Annotated in this window: 16 protein-coding genes and 11 tRNA genes; 8 read left to right on the top strand and 19 right to left on the bottom strand. The window is 61.4% G+C overall.

The features are described from left to right. The first annotated feature begins 524 nt into the window (after positions 1 to 524). The 3 genes from MJ205_RS06375 (at position 525) to MJ205_RS06365 (ending at position 3,334) form a co-directional block, all read left to right on the top strand. Complete coding sequence (locus MJ205_RS06375; RefSeq protein ID WP_239811685.1) at positions 525 to 1,082, top strand: phasin family protein; 558 nt, start codon at positions 525 to 527, stop codon at positions 1,080 to 1,082. Positions 1,083 to 1,425: 343 nt separating this feature from the next. Continuing rightward, the gene (locus MJ205_RS06370) at positions 1,426 to 2,469 is read left to right on the top strand and encodes an extracellular solute-binding protein (RefSeq protein WP_239811684.1); all 1,044 of its coding nucleotides are present in this window, start codon (positions 1,426 to 1,428) and stop codon (positions 2,467 to 2,469) included. A 106-nt stretch (positions 2,470 to 2,575) separates the two neighbouring features. Continuing rightward, positions 2,576 to 3,334: a 3-hydroxyacyl-CoA dehydrogenase gene (locus tag MJ205_RS06365; protein WP_239811683.1), complete on the top strand. Its 759-nt coding sequence runs from the start codon at positions 2,576 to 2,578 to the stop codon at positions 3,332 to 3,334. A 142-nt stretch (positions 3,335 to 3,476) separates the two neighbouring features. Here the strand turns inward: MJ205_RS06365 and MJ205_RS06360 are convergent. The 17 genes from MJ205_RS06360 to folC form a co-directional block, all read right to left on the bottom strand. After that, positions 3,477 to 3,553, bottom strand: a tRNA-Asp gene (locus MJ205_RS06360). Between the two features lie 46 nt (positions 3,554 to 3,599). Beyond that, positions 3,600 to 3,675 (bottom strand) — tRNA-Glu (locus MJ205_RS06355). A gap of 57 nt (positions 3,676 to 3,732) precedes the next feature. Next, positions 3,733 to 3,808 (bottom strand) — tRNA-Ala (locus MJ205_RS06350). 108 nt (positions 3,809 to 3,916) lie between these two features. Then, positions 3,917 to 3,993: transfer RNA gene (locus MJ205_RS06345), tRNA-Asp, on the bottom strand. Positions 3,994 to 4,041: 48 nt separating this feature from the next. Beyond that, a tRNA-Glu gene (locus MJ205_RS06340) sits at positions 4,042 to 4,117 on the bottom strand. Between the two features lie 57 nt (positions 4,118 to 4,174). After that, positions 4,175 to 4,250: transfer RNA gene (locus MJ205_RS06335), tRNA-Ala, on the bottom strand. 108 nt (positions 4,251 to 4,358) lie between these two features. Next, positions 4,359 to 4,435, bottom strand: a tRNA-Asp gene (locus tag MJ205_RS06330). Between the two features lie 48 nt (positions 4,436 to 4,483). Then, positions 4,484 to 4,559 (bottom strand) — tRNA-Glu (locus MJ205_RS06325). Between the two features lie 83 nt (positions 4,560 to 4,642). Then, positions 4,643 to 4,719: transfer RNA gene (locus MJ205_RS06320), tRNA-Asp, on the bottom strand. Between the two features lie 48 nt (positions 4,720 to 4,767). Beyond that, positions 4,768 to 4,843, bottom strand: a tRNA-Glu gene (locus MJ205_RS06315). 37 nt (positions 4,844 to 4,880) lie between these two features. Beyond that, positions 4,881 to 4,956, bottom strand: a tRNA-Ala gene (locus MJ205_RS06310). A gap of 63 nt (positions 4,957 to 5,019) precedes the next feature. Then, positions 5,020 to 6,420, bottom strand: a complete 1,401-nt coding sequence (gene gltX / locus MJ205_RS06305) for a glutamate--tRNA ligase (protein ID WP_239811682.1) — start codon at positions 6,418 to 6,420, stop codon at positions 5,020 to 5,022. Continuing rightward, the gene (locus MJ205_RS06300) at positions 6,417 to 7,631 is read right to left on the bottom strand and encodes an O-succinylhomoserine sulfhydrylase (RefSeq protein ID WP_239811681.1); all 1,215 of its coding nucleotides are present in this window, start codon (positions 7,629 to 7,631) and stop codon (positions 6,417 to 6,419) included. Before MJ205_RS06300 ends, gltX begins: the two co-directional genes overlap by 4 nt. A 30-nt stretch (positions 7,632 to 7,661) precedes the next feature. Beyond that, the gene (gene purF, locus MJ205_RS06295) at positions 7,662 to 9,173 is read right to left on the bottom strand and encodes an amidophosphoribosyltransferase (RefSeq protein ID WP_239811680.1); all 1,512 of its coding nucleotides are present in this window, start codon (positions 9,171 to 9,173) and stop codon (positions 7,662 to 7,664) included. A 19-nt stretch (positions 9,174 to 9,192) separates the two neighbouring features. Then, positions 9,193 to 9,732: a CvpA family protein gene (locus MJ205_RS06290; RefSeq protein WP_239811679.1), complete on the bottom strand. Its 540-nt coding sequence runs from the start codon at positions 9,730 to 9,732 to the stop codon at positions 9,193 to 9,195. A gap of 127 nt (positions 9,733 to 9,859) precedes the next feature. After that, positions 9,860 to 10,795: an SPOR domain-containing protein gene (locus tag MJ205_RS06285; RefSeq protein WP_239811678.1), complete on the bottom strand. Its 936-nt coding sequence runs from the start codon at positions 10,793 to 10,795 to the stop codon at positions 9,860 to 9,862. 60 nt (positions 10,796 to 10,855) lie between these two features. Beyond that, positions 10,856 to 12,175: a bifunctional tetrahydrofolate synthase/dihydrofolate synthase gene (folC, locus tag MJ205_RS06280; protein ID WP_239811677.1), complete on the bottom strand. Its 1,320-nt coding sequence runs from the start codon at positions 12,173 to 12,175 to the stop codon at positions 10,856 to 10,858. A gap of 46 nt (positions 12,176 to 12,221) precedes the next feature. Between folC and MJ205_RS06275 the strand changes: the two genes are divergently transcribed. The 4 genes from MJ205_RS06275 to argG all read left to right on the top strand — a co-directional run bounded on the left by MJ205_RS06275 (position 12,222) and on the right by argG (position 15,542). Next, positions 12,222 to 12,584, top strand: coding sequence for an ArsC family reductase (locus tag MJ205_RS06275; protein WP_239811676.1), 363 nt, complete (start codon positions 12,222 to 12,224; stop codon positions 12,582 to 12,584). A 209-nt stretch (positions 12,585 to 12,793) separates the two neighbouring features. After that, positions 12,794 to 13,579 (top strand): glycine zipper 2TM domain-containing protein, encoded by a 786-nt coding sequence (locus MJ205_RS06270; RefSeq protein ID WP_239811675.1) that lies wholly within the window; start codon positions 12,794 to 12,796, stop codon positions 13,577 to 13,579. 177 nt (positions 13,580 to 13,756) lie between these two features. Further along, complete coding sequence (ppnP, locus tag MJ205_RS06265) at positions 13,757 to 14,074, top strand: pyrimidine/purine nucleoside phosphorylase (protein WP_239811674.1); 318 nt, start codon at positions 13,757 to 13,759, stop codon at positions 14,072 to 14,074. 130 nt (positions 14,075 to 14,204) lie between these two features. Next, positions 14,205 to 15,542 carry an argininosuccinate synthase gene (argG, locus tag MJ205_RS06260; RefSeq protein WP_239811673.1) on the top strand — a complete coding sequence of 446 codons (1,338 nt, stop codon included), beginning with the start codon at positions 14,205 to 14,207 and terminating at the stop codon, positions 15,540 to 15,542. A gap of 98 nt (positions 15,543 to 15,640) precedes the next feature. Here argG and MJ205_RS06255 read toward each other — a convergent pair whose 3' ends face one another. Continuing rightward, positions 15,641 to 16,018, bottom strand: coding sequence for a cupin domain-containing protein (locus MJ205_RS06255; protein ID WP_239811672.1), 378 nt, complete (start codon positions 16,016 to 16,018; stop codon positions 15,641 to 15,643). A gap of 176 nt (positions 16,019 to 16,194) precedes the next feature. After that, positions 16,195 to 17,526 (bottom strand): isocitrate lyase, encoded by a 1,332-nt coding sequence (aceA, locus tag MJ205_RS06250; protein WP_116924135.1) that lies wholly within the window; start codon positions 17,524 to 17,526, stop codon positions 16,195 to 16,197. Between the two features lie 406 nt (positions 17,527 to 17,932). Between aceA and MJ205_RS06245 the strand changes: the two genes are divergently transcribed. After that, the gene (locus MJ205_RS06245) at positions 17,933 to 18,889 is read left to right on the top strand and encodes a DMT family transporter (RefSeq protein ID WP_239811671.1); all 957 of its coding nucleotides are present in this window, start codon (positions 17,933 to 17,935) and stop codon (positions 18,887 to 18,889) included. The last annotated feature ends 16 nt before the right edge of the window (positions 18,890 to 18,905 follow it).

Raw genomic sequence — 18,905 nt, 5'->3', positions numbered from 1 at the left:
CCGGGCAGGGGTGCCCGACTAGGGGTGCCCGACTAAGGGCAGTCTGCGTCGTTGCAAATCCTCGCAATAGTGCGACTATGGCTGCGGTGTTGCGCGGCTGGGCGCCCCCCTCGCCTCCCATCCCGCAAAACCGCTGTCGCGGCGCGAGGAGATCGTAAACACGTTCTTCGAGTGCCCGAACCCGCCGTCACCGCAGCGCGGCACTGTCGGAGACAGACCAGCACAGACGCTGCCATCGTGCTGTCACATGCGGCGGCTACAACGTCAGAACAAGCAGGTTTGAGCCAATTGCCAGGCGATTAATTCGTTACCCCATCAACTAATTAAACAAAAGGTAAATGATTGAAATCAAAACAAAAGATTTTTTGCTGCACTGCACAAAAAAAGGCTTGCAAAACACCCGCAGATGCCCAACAATAGAGTCATTGTGCAGTGCAGCAATTCAAAGCAATGCACAAGCCTCCGGTACACAATGGGTGTCCGGACCGGTATTTTCACCACTTCTAACGAGACGGAGTATGAACATGGCATTGACCCCTGACCAAATCCTGGCTGCACACAAGGCGAATCTGGAAACCCTGCTGGGCCTGACCAACAAGGCCTTTGAAGGCGTGGAAAAGCTGGTGGAACTGAATGTGGCCGCTACCCGCGCTGCGCTGTCCGATGTCTCGGCCAACACCTCGGCCGTGCTCGATGCCAAGAGCGCCCAGGATCTGCTGAGCGTGCAAAGCGGTCTGCTGCAACCGATGGCCGAAAAGACCGCTGCCTACAGCCGCCATCTGTATGAAATCGCCGCCGCCACCAGCCTGGAATTCAGCAAGGCGTTCGAGAACAAGGCCGTGGAAGCCCAGTCGAAGTTCAATGACTTTGTCGACACTGCTGCCAAGAACGCACCAGCCGGTTCTGAAAGCGCCGTTGCCGTGATGAAGACCGCTGTTGCCGCTGCCAACAACGCCTACGACTCCGTGCAAAAGGCCGTGAAGCAAGCCGGTGAAGTGGCCGAGACCAACTTCAACACGATCACCAACAACGCCGTCAAGGCTGCTGGTACCGTCAGCGCAGCGACCGCCAAGCGCCGCTGAACGGACGCTGGTTGTGGCCCAATACCCACAACTGAGCCCGGCAAAGGGCCAGCCCCTGGACAAATCCAAGGGTAAACCCTAGAATACATAGATCGCACTGACATGGTCGGTGCACCCAGTTGTCTCCTTGGATCTTTTCGAAACCTGGTTTCTTGGATCCTTTTAAAGCCCGGCCTTGCCGGGCTTTTTTTTGTCTGTCCAGCGGCCAGCACGGCTCGCGTGCCATGAACAATGCGTCACTTAATGGCGGCTGAATAAGCACAGACCCTGCACTGGATTAAATAGAAACAATTCTTGTTTCAATTAAGATCGCGTCTCCAACTTTACAGAGACGTTTTGCCCTATGCATTCTTTCAAAATCCTTGCACTGGCTTGCGCCATCACGGCAGGTGCTGCTGCACAAGCCCAGGAAGTGGTCAACTTGTACTCTGCCCGCCACTACGCGACGGATGAGGCGCTCTATAACAACTTCACAAAAGCGACCGGCATCAAGATCAACCGTGTGGACTCGGACGACGCAGGCATTGTGGCCCGCCTCAAGGCAGAAGGTGCCGCCTCCCCTGCCGATGTGGTGTTGATGGTGGACGCCGCCCGCCTCTACCGCGGCGAGAAGGACAACCTGTTCCTGCCGATCCGCTCGGCCAAGCTGGAGGACGTGATCCCCGCCAACCTGCGCGCCCAGCCCGAAGCCGATGGCGGCATCACCTGGTTCGGTCTGTCGACCCGTGCCCGTGTGATCGCCTACAACAAGGACAAGGTCAAGCTCGAGGATGTCGACAGCTATGAAAAGCTGGCCGACCCCAAGAACAAGGGCAAGATCTGCATCCGCTCGGCCTCGCACCCCTACAACCTGAGCCTGTTTGGCGCCGTCACCGAACACATCGGTGAAGCCAAGGCCCAGCAATGGCTGCAAGGCGTCAAGGACAATCTGGCACGCCCACCCAAAGGCGGTGACACCGACCAGATCAAGGCCGTTGCCGCTGGTGAATGCGATATCGCCGTCACCAACAGCTACTACTTCGCTCGCCTGATGCGTTCGAGCAATCCCGACGATGTCGCGATCACCAACAAGGTGAGCGTCGTGTTCCCGAACCAGAGCAGCTGGGGCACCCATCTGAACATCGCTGGTGGCGCAGTCGCCAAGTACAGCAAGAACAAGGACAACGCGGTCAAGTTCCTGGAGTACCTGGCCAGCCCGGAAGCCCAGACCTACTTCGCCAACGGCAACAACGAGTGGCCTGCAGCCAAGAACGTGCAGACCGACAACCCGGCGCTGAAGGCGATGACGCAGGACAAGCCGTTCAAGAGCGAGACCATCCCGATCAGCGCTGTGGGCAGCAACATGGCCAAGGTGCAGCAGATGCTGGACCGCGCCGGCTTCCAGTAAGCCGCGCACGCTGTCACGAAAAGCCCGCTCGCGGGCTTTTTTTGTGACTGCTCACCGCACTGGGCTCGGCTAAGATGCACCGATCCAACAACCGGGAGACATAGCGATGCAAATCGCCAAGAAGGTATTTATCGTCACAGGCGGCGCGTCCGGCCTGGGAGAAGGCACGGCCCGCATGCTCACCAATGAAGGCGCCACCGTCGTCATCGCCGACATGCAGGCAGACAAAGGCCAGGCGCTGGCCCAGCAGCTGGGCGGCGCATTTGTGCAATGCGATGTGTCGAATGCCGAACAGGCCCAGGCCGTCGTGGACAAGGCGGTATCGCTGGGCAAGCTGTTTGGCCTGGTCAACTGCGCAGGCATTGCCCCGGCTGAAAAGACCGTCGGCAAAAAAGGCGCGCATTCGTTGGAGTTATTCAGCAAAACCATCACGGTCAACCTGATTGGCAGCTTCAACATGATCCGCCTCTGCGCCGAAGCGATGGCCCAGAATGCGCCCGAGCTCACTGGCGAGCGCGGTGTGCTGATCTCGACGGCCAGCGTGGCCGCCTATGACGGCCAGATCGGCCAGGCGGCCTATGCGGCCTCCAAAGGCGGCGTGGTTGGCATGACCTTGCCCATCGCCCGCGATCTGGCGCGCAGCGGCATCCGCAACATGACCATTGCCCCCGGCATCTTTGGCACCCCCATGCTCTTTGGCATGCCCCAGGAGGTGCAGGATGCGCTCGCCGCTGGCGTGCCCTTCCCCAGCCGCCTGGGTACCCCTGAGGACTACGCCAAGCTGGTCAAGCACATCATCGAGAACGATATGCTCAATGGCGAAGTGATCCGCCTTGATGGCGCCATCCGCCTGGCACCCAAGTAATACCAAGGCCTGCGGGCCTTGCGATGCAAAAAGCCGATCTGCGGGGCAACCCGGCGATCGGCTTTTTCTTGCACGCTGCACACGGGCAGCAGCAGCGATGAAAAAAGCCTTCTTGCCACAGGACAAGAAGGCTTTTGGAATCTGGCGGAGTGGACGGGACTCGAACCCGCGACCCCCGGCGTGACAGGCCGGTATTCTAACCAACTGAACTACCACTCCTGGCAGAAAGCTTTGCTAGCCATGATGGCTACAAGTGCTTCAAACTTGGCGACCCTACGGGGATTCGAACCCCGGTACTCACCGTGAAAGGGTGATGTCCTAGGCCTCTAGACGATAGGGTCAATCCTAGAACTTTGCCTGCGCTGCACCGCTACTGCGGTGCCTCAGACAAGTTTAATTGGTGGAGGTAAACGGGATCGAACCGATGACCTCTTGCATGCCATGCAAGCGCTCTCCCAGCTGAGCTATACCCCCCAATTTGCTGATGTCGCTCCATGACTTTGTCGCCATCACTTGCTGTACCTGAGTACAGCTTCGCGATGCCTTCGCGTCCTGAAACGATCTCAACAAATTTCAAAACTGTGGCGGAGTGGACGGGACTCGAACCCGCGACCCCCGGCGTGACAGGCCGGTATTCTAACCAACTGAACTACCACTCCTGGCAGGAAGCTTTGCTAGCTATTATATAGCATCAAGTGCTTCAAACTTGGCGACCCTACGGGGATTCGAACCCCGGTACTCACCGTGAAAGGGTGATGTCCTAGGCCTCTAGACGATAGGGTCAATCCTAGAACTTTGCCTGCGCTGCACCGCTACTGCGGTGCCTCAGACAAGTTTAATTGGTGGAGGTAAACGGGATCGAACCGATGACCTCTTGCATGCCATGCAAGCGCTCTCCCAGCTGAGCTATACCCCCCAATTTGCTGATATCAAGCCATGACTTTGTCGGTCTCGCTCGCTGTACCTGAGTACAGCTTCGCGAGCCCTTCGCGTCATGACATGATCTCAACAAATTTTAAAACTGTGGCGGAGTGGACGGGACTCGAACCCGCGACCCCCGGCGTGACAGGCCGGTATTCTAACCAACTGAACTACCACTCCTGGCAGGAAGCTTTGCTAGCTATTATATAGCATCAAGTGCTTCAAACTTGGCGACCCTACGGGGATTCGAACCCCGGTACTCACCGTGAAAGGGTGATGTCCTAGGCCTCTAGACGATAGGGTCAAAACCTGGACTTGCCTTGCGGCTGTCGATTAAAAAAGCGCCCTCTTGAACAAAGGCGCTTCTACTCGAGCGACTGGCGAAACTGGCGGAGTGGACGGGACTCGAACCCGCGACCCCCGGCGTGACAGGCCGGTATTCTAACCAACTGAACTACCACTCCTGGCAGGAAGCTTTGCTAGCTATTATATAGCATCAAGCGCTTCAAACTTGGCGACCCTACGGGGATTCGAACCCCGGTACTCACCGTGAAAGGGTGATGTCCTAGGCCTCTAGACGATAGGGTCAAAACCTAAGAACCGATTTCTCGTTTCCGATAATCTTTGGTGGAGGTAAACGGGATCGAACCGATGACCTCTTGCATGCCATGCAAGCGCTCTCCCAGCTGAGCTATACCCCCGTATCGGCAAGTTTTACAATTACTTGTTGCTGCTCACCGAAGACTCGAATTATAGGGCGTATTTCAGCGCTTTTGCAGTCTTTCGATAATTTTTTCACGACCGAGTAATGCAAGCACTGCGTCCACCGACGGCGTATGGGCGGTACCCACCGCCAAAACACGCACCGGCATCGCCAGTTGGGGCATCTTCATGCCGTGTGTCTTGAGCACCTGCTTGAAGCCAGCGCTGATCGCTTCCTTGCTCCAATCACCTGCCTGCAGCACCTGCAGCAGCTCGTCGATCACCGGAATGATCTCGGGCGTCACATGGGCAGCCAGGTCTTCCGCGCTGGGCTGCACGTCCTTGTAGAACACTTGGGCCCATTGCGCCAGATCCACCAGGGTGTCGCAGCGGTCTTTGAACAATGCACAGATGCGTGGCAGGCGGCCATCACCGACGGTGATGCTGTCCAGGCCCAGGTTCTTCAGGAACGGGGTCAGCATGGCTGCCAGCTCGTCATCGGGCGTCAGCTTCATGTGCTGGGCATTGACCCAGCGCAGCTTGGCCTCGTCGAACTGGCCCGCGCTGCGGCCCAGGTGGTCGAGGTTGAACCACTCCAGGAACTGCTGGCGCGAGAAGATTTCGTCATCGCCGTGGCTCCAGCCCAGGCGTGCCAGGTAGTTCACCATGGCATCGGCCAGGTAGCCTTCGTCGCGGTACTGGGTGACGGCCTTGGCGCCATTGCGCTTGCTCATCTTCTCGCCTTGCTCATTGAGCACGGTGGGCAGGTGGGCAAACACCGGCACATCGGCGCCCAGCGCTTCGAAGATGTGGATCTGGCGGGGCGTGTTGTTGACATGGTCGTCACCCCGGATCACGTGGGTGATGGCCATATCCATGTCATCGACGCAGACGCAGAAGTTATAGGTCGGCGTGCCATCGGGACGGGCGATCACCAGGTCATCCAGCTCCGAGTTCTGGAACTCGATGCGGCCCTTGCACTTGTCTTCCCAGGCGACCAGGCCAGTCAGCGGCGTCTTGAAGCGCAGCACCGGCTTGACGCCTTCGGGTACCGGCGGCAGCACCTTGCCCTCTTCGGGGCGCCAGGTGCCGTCATAGCGGGGCTTTTCCTTGTTGGCCATCTGCTTTTCACGCAGCGCGTCCAGCTCTTCCATGCTCATGTAGCAAGGGTAGACGGCGCCCTTCTCTTGCAGGGTGGCCAGCACTTCCTTGTAGCGGTCCATGCGCTGCATCTGGTAGAACGGGCCCTCGTTGGGGTCCAGCTGCAGCCAGGCCATGCCTTCCAGAATCACATCGACGGACGCCTGGTTGGAACGCTCCAGGTCGGTGTCTTCGATGCGCAGGATGAAATCACCCTGGTTGGCGCGTGCGAAGGCCCAGGGGTAGAGGGCCGAGCGGATGTTGCCCAGGTGGATAAAGCCGGTCGGCGATGGGGCAAAACGGGTACGTACTTTGGTGCTCATGTCAGGGTATCCAGGCCGCGCAACAGGTCGGCTTTCAAATCATCCAGGTGTTCCAGGCCAACGGAAATGCGGATCAGGCCCTGGCCCACGCCAGCGGCCTGGCGCTGCTCTTCGGTCAGGCGGCCATGCGAGGTGCTGGCCGGATGGGTGATCGTGGTCTTCACATCACCCAGGTTGGCCGTGATCGAGCACAGCAAGGTGCTGTCGATCACATGGAAGGCTTGGGCGCGCAGCTGCTCCGCACCCTCACCCACCACGTCAAAGGCCAGTACCGCCCCGCCCATGCCGTTTTGCTGGCGCATCGCCAGCGCATGCTGCGGGTGGCTTTCCAAGCCAGGGTAGTACACCCGGGCAACCTTGGGATGCGACTCCAGCCAGCGTGCCAGCTCCAGCGCTGCGGCGCTTTCCGCCCTCACCCGCAGGGCCAGGGTCTCCAGCCCCTTCATTACCACCCAGGCGTTGAACGGAGAAAGGTTCAGTCCACCGCTGCGCAGGAAGGTGCCCATGACCTTGTCGACCAGCGCGACAGTGCCGCAGACGGCGCCTGCCATCACGCGGCCCTGGCCATCGAGGAACTTGGTGCCCGAATGCACCACCAGATCAGCGCCGAGCTTGGCCGGTTGCTGCAGCACGGGCGTGGCAAAGCTGTTGTCCACCGCGAGCAATGCGCCATGCGCATGGGCGATCTCAGCCAGCGCGGCGATGTCGCACAGGTCGGTCAGCGGATTGGTCGGCGTCTCGGCAAACAGCATGCGCGTATTGGGCCGGATCGCCGCCTTCCAGGCCTGCACATCGGTTTGCGGCACAAAGCTGGTCTCCACGCCAAAGCGGGCCATCTCGGTACCCAGCAGCTTGATCGTCGATCCGAACATGGACTGCGAGCAGATCACATGGTCGCCCGTCTTCAGCACGGTCAGGGCCACCAGCAAGATGGCGGACATGCCGGTCGAGGTGGCGATCGCACACTCGGTACCTTCCATCGCCGCCAGGCGGCGCTCAAAGCTGGTCACCGTCGGGTTGCCGGTGCGGGTGTAGGTGTAGCCTTCTTCGAGCGCGGCAAAGCGGCGCGCGGCCGTCTCGGCATTGGGTTGCACAAAGCTGCTGGCCAGGTACAGGGCTTCACTGTGTTCGCCCCACTGGCTGCGCTCGATCGCCTCACGGACCGCCAAGGTATCAGGGTGCAGGCCTGGCGGCAATTTCTTTTCAGTCATTCTTCTTCCCTAGCAGTGCGCAGACCGCCATCAAGCCGCATCGGTCACATCGGCATTGCGCAGCGACAGACGCGAGGTATCGAGATCGTCCTCTTCGGTGGTGACACGGCCTTCATTGACCTGCGAGATGCCTTCAGGCGTGATGCCGGTCACATAGATGCCATCGAAACACGAAGCCTCGAAGCCATGCACGCCGGTATTGAGCTTGCCCACGGCGTTCTTCATGCCATCGACGTCCTGGTAGATCAGCGCATCGCAGCCGATGTACTGGCGGATCTCTTCGAGGCTGCGGTCATGGGCCACCAGCTCCTTGGCGGTAGGCATGTCGATGCCGTAGACGTTCGGGAAGCGCACCGGTGGCGCAGCGCTGGCCAGATAAACCTTGTTGGCACCAGCGTCGCGCGCCATCTGCACGATTTCCTTGGAGGTCGTACCACGCACGATGGAGTCATCGACCAGCAGCACATTGCGGCCCTGGAACTCGCTGCCGATGGCATTGAGCTTCTGGCGCACCGATTTCTTGCGCGCACCCTGGCCCGGCATGATGAAGGTACGGCCCACATAGCGGTTCTTGACGAAGCCTTCGCGGTAGGGCTTGCCCAGCAGCTGGGCCAGCTGCATGGCGCTGGGGCGGCTCGATTCAGGAATCGGGATCACCGCATCGATTTCGTTGGGCGGCACCATCGAGATCACGCGCTTGGCCAGCGTCTCACCCAGGTTCAGACGTGCCTGGTAGACCGACATGCCATCGAGCACCGAATCCGGGCGGGCCAGGTAAACAAACTCGAAGATGCAGGGGTGCAGGCTGGGGTTTTCGGCGCACTGCTCAAAAGTCAGCGAGCCGTCGTCGCCGATGAACACGGCTTCGCCCGGCGCAATATCACGGTCCAGCTGCTGCATCGTGCCTTCCAGCGCCACCGATTCGCTGGCCACCATGACCGTGCCATCGGCGCCACGGCCAATGCACAGCGGGCGGATGCCATTCGGATCGCGGAAAGCCACCACGCCGTGACCGGCAATCAGTGCGATCACGGCATAGGAGCCCTGCACACGCTTGTGCACCGCACGGATGGCGTTGAACACATCCTGCTTTTGCAGCGGGATGCCATGGGTGGCGCGCTCGAGCTCATGGGCGAACACGTTGAGCAACACTTCCGAATCGCTCTCGGTATTGGTGTGGCGGTGGTCGGTGGAGAACAGCTCCTTGCGCAGCTGCACCGCATTGGTCAGATTGCCGTTGTGCACCAGCACGATGCCAAACGGTGCATTGACGTAGAAAGGCTGGGCTTCCTCTTCGCTGTAGGCATTGCCTGCGGTGGGGTAGCGCACCTGGCCCAGGCCGACATTGCCCGGCAATGCCCGCATATTGCGGGTACGGAACACATCCTTGACCATGCCTTTGGCCTTGTGCATGAAGAACTTGCGTCCCTGCTGGGTTGCAATGCCTGCTGCATCCTGTCCACGGTGTTGCAGCAGCAACAGCGCGTCATAGATCAATTGATTGACCGGCGTGCTACTGACGACTCCGACGATTCCACACATATTGAGCGTTCCAAAAACGTTAACGCGGCTCAGCCGCGATGCGTGCACCAGCCTCGGTGAGCTGGTCCACCAGTGAAGACCAATGTCTTCCCATTTCCTGCGGCATCCATGGCCGCAACACTGACACCGCCGACACCAGATGCGGTGCGAAGACTGAAGTGTTCCAGATTTGCGATTCCCGCATTGATGTCAGCATGAAAACCAGAGCGATCAACACAAGTAGTAACACCCCACGCAAGGCACCGAAAAGCGCGCCCAGCGTGCGGTCAAAGGGCCGCAAACCCACTATCTGAACCAGCTTGCCGATGATGCGGATCACCAGACCCAAGCTGAAGATGGCGGCAACAAAGACGATCACAAGACCTGCGGCTATGCGCACGCCCTCGTCCATCTCCTGCATCGGCAACCACATGCCAACCTGTGCGCCCCACAGCCGTGCGGCAAAAAACGCCAGCACCCAGCTGATCAGCGACAGCACCTCGAACACCAGCCCACGCAAGGCGCCGATCAGCACCGATCCCACCAGAATCAAGACAAACACCCAGTCCAGTGCCGACATGTCAATGCTCCGTCCACAAGGACCCGGGCGCGGCGGCCAAGGCCGGCACCCGGCAAAGGGTGCTGGGCGATGGCCAGGCGCGGTAGAAAAGTGTCACAACGGAACGCAGAGGCCAGCAGCGCCAGCCTTACAGCGGCAGCAGCGCAGCTGGCAGGCCCTGGGCACGCACCTTGGCTGCGGCACTGTCGGCCTCTTCCTTGCTGTTGAAAGGACCCACGCGCACACGGATGCGGGTGCCCGATGCCGTCTTCACCGACTGGGTAAACGCGGGCACGCCGGCCATCTGCAGCTTGGCACGCACCTCGGCGGCCTTGCTCTCTTCGGCAAACGCGCCCACCTGGATCGCGTAGCGGCTGGTGGCTGCTGCCGGCTTGGCTGCGGGCGCAGCCGCTGGTGCTGCTGCAGGCGCGCTGGCGGTTCGGCCCTCCATCATCGCACGCACCCGGTCGGCCTCATCATCACGCTTGGGCTTGGCGGGTTCTGCCGGCTTGGGCTTGGGCTCTTCCTTGGGCTTGGCCTCAGGTTTGGGCTCAGGCTTGGGTTCGGGTTTGGGAGCCGGCTTGGGCTCTGGCTTGGGCTCTGGCTTGGCTGCAGGCTCGGGTTTGGCAGCCGCCGCCGGCTTGTCGGCGGGTTTGTCGGCGGGCTTGCTGGCAGCAGCGGTGGCCGCTGCTGCTGCCGGAGCCGTGGCGGCCTGGCTGGCCGCATTGCTTCTCGCACCAACGATTTCCTCGCCCGCATCCAGGCCATTGTCATTGCCCGAATGGCTGCCATGCGGCGCTGCAGCGTTCGACGCGGGCGGCACAGCCAGCGCAGCGACACGCTCGCGGTCCGGAATCTCAATCGAGGCATTGACCGGCACAGGGCGTGGCTGCGTGTCAAACAGCATCGGAAAACCGATGATGGCCGCCAGCACCAGCACCGTGGCACCGATCAGGCGATGGCGCGCGCGGCGGCGCATGGCCTCCACGCTTTCGGCAGGATTGCTGCGCGGCGCACGAATGACGCGCGGGCTCTCCGCTTCCTGTTGCTTTTTACCGGGCCATCGAAGATTGAAAATTGCCATGGACGATTGGAGGTCGAGCTTGAAAAATGCGGCTGCGGAGCGCCCCACCTGGGGCCGCCATCAGTTCAGGTGCTTGGCATCGAGCCGTGGCACCCCATCCTTCAACACCCCGCCTACCGTGTAGAACGAGCCGAAAACGACGATTCTATCAGCGGGCCCCGCCGCTTCGACAGCCGCCTGGAATGCGGCCATCGGGTCAGGGTAACAAGCTGTAGCCACTTCGCGGCGCTGATCCGACAGCAGGTGCACCGCATTCCATTTGGACTGCAGATCCACCGCCTTCTCGGCGCGGTCGGTGGGCAGGTCGCAGAAATACCAGCGGTCCACCAGGGGGCCAACCTTGCGCAGCATCGGCGTCAGGTCCTTGTCATGCATCGCGCCAAAGACGGCATGGGTGGTGGGGAAGTAGCCCATGGCATCGAGGTTGGCGGTCAGCGCAGCGATCGCATGCGGATTGTGCGCCACATCCAGCACCAGGGCCGGCTGGCCGGGCACGATCTGGAAGCGGCCGGGCAGCTCGACCATCGCCAGGCCATTGCGCACCGCCTGTGCGGTGACCGGCAGCACCTGGCGCAGCGCCTCATAGGCGGCCAACACGCCGGAGGCATTGACCAGCTGGTTGGCCCCGCGCAGCGCCGGGTAGGCCATGCCGGCATAGCGGCGGCCCCGTCCTGCCCAGCTCCACTGCTGCTTGTCGCCTTCATAGTTGAAATCGCGGCCAAAGCGCCACAGGTCTGCGCCAATGCTTTGCGCATAGTCGATCACGCTTTGCGGCGGCACCGGGTCGCTGACGATGGCCGGTTTGCCCGGGCGCATGATGCCGGCTTTTTCGCGGCCAATCGATTCGCGGTCAGGGCCCAGCAGGTCCATATGGTCCAGATCGATGCTGGTGATGATCGCGCAGTCCGTGTCGATCATATTGGTGGCGTCGAGCCGGCCGCCCAGGCCGACCTCCAGAATCGCCACATCCAGCCTGGCCTGGCTCAGCAGGCGCAGGATCGCCAAGGTGGTGAACTCGAAATAGCTCAGCGAGATCTCGGGCGCCTGCAGGCGGGCCGCTTCGACCGCCTCGAAATGCGGCAGCAGATCGGCCGCCGAGACAATCTCGCCATGCACACGGCAGCGCTCTTCGAAATGCACCAGGTGCGGCGAGGTGAACACGCCAGGGCGGTAGCCGGCCTCCAGCGCCACCGCTTCCAGCATGGCGCAGGTCGACCCCTTGCCGTTGGTGCCCGCCACCGTGATCACCGGGCAGGCAAAGCGCAGCGCCAGGCGCTCGGCCACCGCCTTGACGCGGGTCAGCCCCATGTCAATGGTTTTAGGATGAATCTGCTCGCAGTGGCTCAGCCACTGGTCCAAGGTATCGAAACGGGTTTGCATGGGACCAGATTGTCGCGTAATTGCGGCTGTGTCATCATTGTTGCCCATGAGTAACCACACCATCGCCGTCTACGGCATTCCCAACTGCAGCACCGTCAAAAAAGCCCGCACCTGGCTCGATGCGCACGGCGTTGCGTACCAGTTCCACGATTTCAAGAAAGCCGGCGTACCGGCCAGCCATTTGCCCGACTGGATCGCGAAGGCCAGCTGGGAAAAATTGGTCAACCGCCAAGGCACCACCTGGCGCAAGCTGGATCCTGCGGTGCAGCAGGCCGTGGCGGATGCCGAAAGTGCCAGTGCGCTGATGATTGCCAATCCCAGCGTCATCAAGCGCCCCGTGGTGGAATGGGGTGATGGCTCCGTCACCGTGGGCTTTGATGAGGCGGTCTGGAGCGGCAAGATCGCGTAGCGGATGCAGATGGGGACTGTGGCCGCGTTGACGGGCGCTTTACGCTGCGACATGGCTCAGATACACGGCAGGGGCAGCATCTGCGCATGCTGAACTAAATGCCTGCGGCGCAGTCTTAGATATTTGTGCATGTGGTGTAAAGCGTGTCGCCGAGTCCTGGCACTCGCGCGTTGAGCACCCAGCTACTTATTGCTTTTTTGGAGGCATTCATGCCACATCTGCTCTCGGCCCGCCTGCTTGTGCTGGCTGCCCTGTCCACCATGGCGGCAGCCAGCCCCTCGGTCTGGGCCCAAAATTACGCGCCTTCGCCTGATCCCTTCTTGCCCCAGCAAGCGCCTGGCGCACAGCCACCGCTGCCTGCGGGCGAGCAGCCTTATGGCCGCGTGCTGTCGGTCACGCCAGCCTACCGCCAGGTCAATACGCCGCAAACCGTCTGCAATGACCAGCAGGTGTATGCGGGCCAACGCACCTCCGGCGTTGGCGCCATCACCGGCGCCGTCGTTGGCGGCCTGCTGGGCAATGGCATTGGCCATGGTTTTGGCCGCGCTGCGGCCACCGGCGCGGGCGTGATCGCCGGCTCGGCCATTGGCAACCAGCTCGAAGGCGGCACGCCCAGCTACCAAACGGTACGGCAATGCGCCAACCAGTACACCACGCAGAACCAGCCCGATGGCTACAACGTGGAGTATGAATATGCAGGCCGCCGCTACAGCACCCGCACGGCCACCGCCCCCGGGGAATGGCTGCCGCTGAGCGTGCAGCCGGCCGCTGCAGCCCACGACAACCCACCCCAGGACTATGCCAACACGGTGCCCGAGCGCGGCGTCGTCGTCAGCAGCCAGCCGGTCTACCAGCAGCCGGTGTATGTGGCGCCGCCTCCTGTCTATGTCGCGCCGGCGCCTGTGTACTATGCGCCGCCGCCCGTCATGCTGCAGCCGTCGGTGCAGATTGGCGTGGGCGGCTACTGGGGCGGCCATCGCGGCCACTGGCGTTAAATCGGAGCGCCAGCGCCTCCCCATGCCACGCATCCTGGCATGACAACCAGCAGCAGCGCAGACGCCCTGCTGCTTTTTTTATGCCTGCCATGCCGCTCAACTGCCCCACCATGTTCCAGAGACGGGCAAAGGCCTCGCCTACAATGGCGGTTTTCCTCCATTTACCTGTTGTCTTCCATGATCACTGAGAGCATCGACGGCGTACGCCTCTCCACCAAGGCCAATGTTTATTTTGATGGCAAGTGCGTCAGCCACAGCTACCAGCTGGCCGATGGCACCAAGCAATCGGTCGGTGTGGTGCTTGCAGCCACCTTGACCTTTGGCACGGCCGCCGCCGAGATCATGGAGTGTGTGGCCGGCGCCTGCGAGTACAAGCTCGACGGCAGCGACGCATGGCAAAAGTCCGGCCCTGGCGAGAAGTTCAGCGTTCCGGCCAACAGCAAGTTCGACATCCGCGTGGCCGAGGCCTACCACTACATCTGCCACTACGCCTGATTTTTGGGGGCCGGCGCAGTGCTACCGAGCGCATGCCTCCCACTGCACGGCGCTGGCCGGGCTGACCGCTGAACCAGCCCACACCCGGACAGCACCGCAGCAGCGCCTGTTTTTAGAGAAAAGCCACACCATGGAAACCATCCTGCAACATGTTCCCGTCGGCCAGAAGGTCGGCATCGCCTTCTCCGGCGGCCTCGACACCAGCGCAGCGCTGCGTTGGATGAAGAACAAGGGCGCCCTGCCCTATGCCTACACGGCCAACCTGGGCCAGCCCGATGAGTCCGATTACGACGAAATCCCGCGCAAGGCCATGGAATACGGTGCCGAGAAGGCCCGCCTGATCGACTGCCGCAGTCAGCTGGCCAACGAAGGTATCGCCGCCATCCAGGCCGGCGCCTTCCACATCTCCACCGGTGGCATCACCTACTTCAACACCACGCCGCTGGGCCGTGCCGTGACCGGCACCATGCTGGTGGCCGCGATGAAGGAAGACGACGTCAACATCTGGGGCGATGGCTCGACCTTCAAGGGCAATGACATCGAGCGTTTCTACCGCTACGGCCTGCTCACCAACCCCGCGCTGAAGATCTACAAGCCCTGGCTGGACCAGACCTTCATTGACGAGCTGGGCGGTCGCGCCGAGATGTCGGCCTTCATGACCAAGGAAGGTTTTGGCTACAAGATGAGCGCGGAGAAGGCCTACTCGACCGACTCCAACATGCTGGGCGCCACCCATGAAGCCAAGGACCTGGAGTTCTTGAACAGCGGCATCCGCATCGTCAACCCCATCATGGGCGTGGCGTTCTGGAAGCCCGAAGTTGAAGTCAAGGCCGAGGAAGTCTCCGTCACCTTCGAAGAAGGCCGCCCTGTGGCCCTGAACGGCCAGCGCATCGAAGACCCTGTGGCTTTCTTCCTGGAGGCCAACCGCATCGGCGGCCGCCACGGCCTGGGCATGAGCGACCAGATCGAGAACCGCATCATCGAAGCCAAGAGCCGCGGCATCTACGAAGCCCCCGGCATGGCACTGCTGCACATCGCCTATGAGCGCCTGGTGACCGGCATCCACAACGAAGACACCATCGAGCAGTACCGCATCAACGGTCTGCGCCTGGGCCGTCTGCTGTACCAGGGCCGCTGGTTCGATCCACAGGCCATCATGCTGCGCGAAACCGCCCAGCGCTGGGTAGCCCGCGCCATCACCGGCACGGTGACCCTGGAGCTGCGCCGTGGCAATGACTACTCGCTGCTGAACACCGAATCCGCCAACCTGACCTACAAGCCCGAGCGCCTGTCGATGGAAAAGGTCGAGGATGCGCCATTCAGCCCTGCCGACCGCATTGGCCAGCTGACCATGCGCAATCTGGACCTGATGGACACCCGCGACAAGCTGGCCATCTACACCCAGACCGGCCTGCTGACCGCCAGCGGCAGCCACGCGCTGCCGCAGCTGGGCAACGACAAGAAGTAATTCCACCGGCGGAGTACTTCCCATCAGCAAAACCGCTGTGCGCCTGCCAAGGCCACAGCGGTTTTTTACCGTCTGAATGCTCGGGGGAAGAACGGCGCTCAGGCCTCGGCCACCAGGTAGACCTTCTTCACAAAGTGATCCACCTCCCAGTGGCCGGTCCAGCCCTCGGGCATGATGAAATGGTCGCCCACGCCAAAGCGGTGCACGGTGCCATCAGGGTCGACCAGGCGGCAGTCGCCTTCGACAATGAAGCAAAACTCGATGTAGCCCTGCACATTGGAGCTGAAGTGGCCGGCGCTGGACTGCCAGGTGCCCGAGCTCACCTTGCCGCCCAGGCCCTCAAATACGTTCATCGTCTGGTATTCGGTAGTGCCGCTGATCGGGCGGCTGGGCTTGCCGATGACGGGATTGACCAGGGTCTTGGCGGGCCAATGGATGATGGAGATCTTGGAGTCGGCAGAGGTGGGGTGGGACATGGCGGAAATCGGGGAGCTGGGCAAATGCGCAGGCAGGCATTATCTGGCAGCGCGGCGGCGCAGCGCCTTGCGCCTGATGAAAAGCCTAGGAAAAGGCGGCTCCGTTGGAGCCGCCTCGTTGCATCTGCCGCCGCCCCTGCAGGCCGTTGCGCCTGCAGGGGCGGCCAGGTCGAAGCTCAGTGGAACTGCTCTTCTTCGGTCGAGCCGGTCAGCGCCTTGACGCTGGACGAGCCGCCCTGGATCACCGTGGTCACATCGTCGAAGTAGCCTGCGCCCACTTCCTGCTGGTGCGACACAAAGGTATAGCCTTGCTCACGGGCAGCGAATTCGGGCTCCTGGATCATCTCCACATAGTGCTTCATGCCTTCGCCACGGGCATAGGCGTGGGCAAACTTGAAGGTGTTGTACCAGTTGCTGTGGATGCCGGCCAAGGTGATGAACTGGTACTTGTAGCCCAGCGCTGCCAGCTCGTCCTGGAACTTGGCAATCGTGGCATCGTCAAGGTTCTTCTTCCAGTTGAAGGACGGCGAGCAGTTGTAGCTCAGCAGCTTGCCAGGGCTGGCGGCATGCACCGCCTGGGCGAACTCACGGGCAAAGCCCAGGTCCGGCGTGCCGGTCTCGCACCACACCAGGTCGGCATAGGGGGCATAGGCCACGCCACGGCTGATCGCCTGCTCCAGACCGTTCTTGACGCGGTAGAAGCCTTCCTGCGTGCGCTCGCCCACCAGGAAGGGCTTGTCATTGGCATCGTGGTCGCTGGTGATCAGGTTGGCCGCTTCGGCGTCGGTGCGGGCCAGCACGATGGTGGGCACGCCCATCACGTCAGCTGCAAAGCGCGCGGCAATCAGCTTCTCGCAGGCTTCATGGGTGGGCACCAGCACCTTGCCGCCCATGTGTCCGCACTTCTTGACGGCTGCCAGCTGGTCCTCGAAGTGCACGCCGGCGGCGCCCGAGGCAATCATGTTCTTCATCAGCTCGAAGGCATTGAGCACGCCGCCAAAGCCCGCTTCTGCATCGGCCACGATCGGCAGGAAGTAGTCGATGAATTCCTTGTCGCCGGGATTCACACCCTTGGCCCACTGGATTTCGTCAGCGCGCTTGAAGGTGTTGTTGATGCGGCGCACCATGGTCGGCACCGAGTCGTAGGCGTAGAGCGATTGGTCGGGATACATGGTCTCGGACGTGTTGCCGTCGGCAGCCACCTGCCAGCCCGACAGGTAGACCGCTTCCAGACCTGCCTTGGCCTGCTGCATGGCCTGGCCGGCGGTGATCGCGCCGAAGGCATTCACATAGCCCTTCTTGGCCCCCCCATTGATCTTGTCCCACAGCACCTGGGCACCGCGCTGTGCCAGGGTGTACTCCGGCTGCACGCTGCCACGCAGACGCACCACATCAGCGGCCGAGTAACCGCGCTTGACGCCCTTCCAGCGGGGGTTTTGCGCCCAATCCAGTTCAAGGGCGGCAATTTGCTGTTCGCGGCTGAGTTGCTGGTTCAGTTTCTGGGACATGGGGAACTCCTCTGGTCAAGTTGGATGAACTAACGGATCGAAAACCGGTGGACAGATACCGTCTGTCCATGGCTTTAACTGTACGCCCGTGCCAGCGAATTTTTTTGTCTTATGTCTTATATAAGACTAATTTTTTATTATTTAGAATCAATGTTCTTTCTTATACATTCCGCATTAAGAAAAGACATTTCTCATATTGAGAAATATTGATGCACTGCAATAATCGCATATTTCACAATATGAGAATTCATTTTCACAGAGAGCATGGACACCGTGTCGGCCCGCTCTTCGCCAACCAGGGGCCAATTGCGGCATGATGCAGCAGGCCCATTGTGCAAAGCGGATGTGACAGCTTTCTTGCGCGGGGGGCCGAGTGACCGGCTCACCGTTTCATCGCCTTGCTCCCATGCGCATCCATAGCAAACCCCTCGCTTTTTTCTATTTGGCACTCAGCATGTCGCTGGTGGGTGCCTACGTGGCGTTGTCCAAGCCCCTGGCAGCCACCTTTCCTGTCTTGCTGCTGGCCTGGCTGCGTTTTGGCATCGGCGGGGTGGCGATGCTCGGGTGGATCAGGCGGCCAGCGGCAGAGCCTCCGTTGCCCGCGAGAGCCAAGGGCCTGCTGTTTCTGGAGTCCTTTTTTGGCAACTTTCTCTTCACGCTGTGCATGATCACGGGTGTGTCGTTGACCAGCGCCGTCACCGCCAGCGTGACGATGGCCACGATCCCCGCAGCCATTGCGCTGCTGAGTTGGCTGGTGCTCAAGGAGCGCATCAGCCTGCGGGTGATGATCGCGATCAGCCTGGCGGTGCTGGGCATTGTGCTGCTGGCTTTTGCCAAACCGGAGGCCAGCGCGCACCCTGGCGCGGCGGCATCGGCAGATCCCGTCAGGCATGGGCTGGGCCAGTTGCTGCTCGTGGGCGCGGTGCTGTGCGAAGCGATCTATGCCGTCATCGGTAAAAAACTGACCAGCAGCCTGAGTCCCAAGCGGATTGCGGCACTGATCAACCTGTGGGGCTTTGTGCTCACCCTGCCTTTCGGGCTGTACCTGGCCTGGCATTTCGACTTTGCGCAGGTACCGGTGGCCACGTGGCTGCTGCTGGTGGGCTACGCGCTGGCGGCCTGCATGGTCACCGTCTGGTTGTGGATGACGGGCCTTCAGGTGGTCCCCGCATCGCAAAGTGCCGTGTTCACCGTGATGCTGCCGCTGTCCACCGCACTGGTGGGCGTGGTCTTCCTGGGCGAAACCCTCAACGGCCTGCAGATGCTGGCCTTTGCGATTGCCGTCTCCAGTCTGGCCCTGGCGACCTTGCCCCTGCCCCAGCGTGGCAGAGGGCAGACAGTTTTGCAACGCGACCCGGATTGACACCGCCCCGCGAGCC

This window comes from Comamonas sp. B21-038 (genome assembly GCF_022387135.1).
Classification (GTDB): domain Bacteria; phylum Pseudomonadota; class Gammaproteobacteria; order Burkholderiales; family Burkholderiaceae_C; genus Comamonas; species Comamonas sediminis.
Note: the sequence above shows the minus strand (reverse complement) of the source record. Positions and strands in the feature narration are given on the sequence as shown.